General features: G+C 39.9%; 1 protein-coding gene. It reads left to right on the top strand.

The window, feature by feature from the left end; translation table 11 throughout:
- Positions 1 to 331: 331 nt before the first annotated feature.
- A complete protein-coding gene (locus L1D46_RS20195) occupies positions 332 to 2,968 on the top strand; it encodes a TonB-dependent receptor (protein ID WP_239978130.1) in 2,637 nt (878 codons plus the stop codon).
- Positions 2,969 to 3,007 lie beyond the last annotated feature (39 nt).

Genomic DNA, 3,007 nt, shown 5'->3' with positions numbered 1-3,007 from the left:
TAATTATATTATTGTGATTTTTGCAATTAAATCAAACTTTCTTTAGATGTGTCTTTATAGGTACTGAATAATGAAATTCTTCCTACCCTTTGTAACTCGTTGTAAATGTTGCTGTACCCTTTGTGGTTTAAGGGTTTTACGTGTGTTAATTTTATTTTTAACTGTAGGGTCTTTTTGTATTTATTGTTAAAAGTTGAACTTTTGCGTTGCTGAAGTGTTGACCTTTAAGAGTGGCGAGTATTATTATCAACGCTCGAAATGAATGCGTAATATGCATTTTTTTTGAATAACTATAAATATTCCATGAATAACATGGTCCAGGGAGAATCAAATGTTAAATAATAAAGTTTCAAAAGCAGTTCGCTTAGCGGTTGCTTTTGGTGCAGCTTCAACAGCTACATTTTCTGCTAATACATTTGCAGCAGATGAAGAAAACGCAGGAAAAGTTGAACGTATCGAAGTAACAGGTTCACGTATCAAACAAGTTGATATGGAAACTGCCTCACCAGTGACAGTTATTACAGCAGCAGACATGCAGTTATCTGGTGAAGCGACAGTTGCAGATGTATTAAATAACTCGTCTGTAAACAGCTTCGGTTCGTGGCGTGGTATGTCAGGTTATGGTTCAGGTGCAGCCGCAACTTCAAACGTTAATATGCGTGGCCTTGGTGCAAACTACACACTAGTTCTATTAGACGGCCGTCGTATGCCTGGTACTAGTTCTTCTTCAGGTGCAGCTGCTGATACGTCACGTATTCCAATGGCAATCGTAGAGCGTATTGAAATTCTTCGTGAAGGTGCATCTGCGGTATACGGTTCTGATGCGGTTGCTGGTGTAATTAACATTATCACAAAAAAAGATTTTAATGGTTTAAACTTCACATATGACACAGAGTTACCATCAGTAGAAGGTGGTGATACTAATCGTTTCTCTGTGACTGGTGGTTATGCATCTGATAAAGGTAATATCACATTAACGTATGAGCACTATAAGGCAGATGCCGTTTATGACCGTGATATCTGGGAATTAGATTCTGAATTATACGGTGCATTCTCGTCTTACAGCTCTGTTCCAAATGGTCAAGGGAAAGATTCTAAAAACTGGTACTCAGCAGACTTATGTGATGTTGCAGATAATACAGTACCAAGTAGCGATGGCCGTTGTTTATATAGTTATGGTGCGGTGACTAAACTTTTCGCGGATGCAGAACAAGATTCAATCCTTTCAAACTTTAAGTATGAGTTAACTGACGATTTATACTTCCGTGGTCGTGCAAGTGCATCAATGTCTAAGACTGATGCTCGTTATGCAGGTACACCAGTATCAACAACAAAACCGACTATGTATGCTGATAACCCTATGAACCCATATGGTGAAGATATTTCACTAAGCATGCGTTCTGCTAACTTGGGTAACCGTGATACTCGCGTTGAAATTGCTAACATCGATTTTGTTGGTGGCTTAGTAGGTTATACGGATATTGGTAACGGATTTGACTGGGAAATCAATGCTCAGCGTAGCCGCTCTACGACTGATTCATTCAACCGTAATCTAATTAATGATCCACTTGTACAATCTCTAATTGATACTGGCGAGTACGATATCTTCAATACTACAGGTATGGATTTTGCTTCATGGGATGCACAAATGGCAGAGCTTTATGCTGGTGCAGCTCACATGGGGACCTATAAAGCAGAGTTCGAAAGTACTCAATTTGACGGTTTAGTTTCTACAACGCTTGTTGATAATGAATCATTTACTTTAGCAGGTGTAGTAGGTGCTGAATTTGAAACTATCGACTTCACTCAGTATTCAGATCCACTATCTGCATCTGGTAACGTGTCAGGTGGCTCAGGTGGTGATGATGTATTTGCAACTCGTGACCGTACTTCTAGCTACTTAGAGCTACAAGCTGCTTTCCCATTCGGTTTAGATTTAAATGCTGCGGTTCGTTACGATAAATATGAGCAAGAAGGTGACGTAGGTGCATCTGTTGTTGCAGGTGAATTTGATAACGTAACTAGTCAACTTGGTGCTGCTTGGCGTATCACTGATGACCTATTAGTACGTGCAAGCTGGGGTGAGTCTTTCCGTGCTCCAAACATGGGTGAGATGTTCTCTAGCCAATCGTTAAGCTTTGAAACAAACTACGATACACTTTGGTGTGATAATCAAGGTAACGCTGCGAGCGATACTGTTTACTGTGCGCCAAGCGGTACACAGCACAAAACGTGGTTTGGTGGTAACCCAGATTTAGAGCCAGAAGAAGGTGAGTCTTTAACTGTTGGTACAGTTTGGAATGTGACAGATACACTTTCAATGGAAGTTTCATACTATAGTGTAAAAATTGATAACCGTATCGCTGCAATCAGTACCGATCGCTTACTTTCAGATGAAATTGAAAATGGTTCAAACCCAGCTGTTGTTCGTGATGCAGAAGGTAAAATTGACGTAATGTACAGCTTTGACCAAAACATGGCTTCTTTAGAGACGTCTGGTTTTGACTTTAAAGCGAACTACACGCATGAAACTAACATCGGTGACTTCTCATTACGTGGTGAAGCAAGCTATGTTGAAGAGTTTGTAGAAATCACAGAAGCAGGTGCAGATCCTTTTGATTACTCTGGTCTTCAAGATTACCCAGAGTGGCGTGCAAATATGACACTTGATTGGAAATATGACAACTTTGGTGCTGCTTGGTCTACTTACTACATTGGTAAACAAGAATCAGGTGCAGAAGAGTTTAACAATCCTTCTCTAGCGCCAGTTGCAAGCTACTTCAAGCATAATGCACAAGTATCTTATACGCATGATTGGAATGGTAAAGTGACATTTGGTGTTAATAACATCTTCGACCGTGAAGCACCAAAGTGGTACGACGGTTTCTATGATTACCGTGATGCTTCTACAGCACTATATGATGTTCTTGGCAGAACAATTTTCTTAAAAGTAGAACAAACGTTCTAATTTTAAAGAATGCATAAGCTTCAAAACCTCGCCTAATTG

This window comes from Pseudoalteromonas sp. Isolate3 (assembly GCF_022398505.1).
In the GTDB taxonomy this organism is placed as follows: Bacteria; Pseudomonadota; Gammaproteobacteria; order Enterobacterales; family Alteromonadaceae; genus Pseudoalteromonas; species Pseudoalteromonas apostichopi.
This window is presented reverse-complemented; position numbering and strand designations above follow the sequence as displayed.